General features: G+C 78.2%; 1 pseudogene. It reads right to left on the bottom strand.

The features are described 5' to 3' along the window. A pseudogene (locus QWJ41_RS21645) lies at window positions 1-220 on the bottom strand (PP2C family protein-serine/threonine phosphatase); the annotation flags it as partial.

Here is a 220-nt window from a genome sequence, read left to right on the forward strand (position 1 = left end):
TGTCGCCCGAGCGGTGCCCGCGGAAGATGCCCGTGGGGCGGGAGCCCTTGGGGGCGCGGCGGCGCAGCTCGGCGGCCGCGCCGACCAGCATCGGCTGCTGGTCGTCGTGGTCGTCGGCGCGCGCGCCCGCGGCCTCCTCGTCGAGCACGTCGGCGACCACGCAGGTCACGTTGTCGGACGAGCCGGCCTCGAGGCTGGCCCGCACGAGCTCGACGGCGGC

Source organism: Nocardioides cremeus, from assembly GCF_030518195.1.
Classification (GTDB): Bacteria; Actinomycetota; Actinomycetes; order Propionibacteriales; family Nocardioidaceae; genus Nocardioides; species Nocardioides cremeus.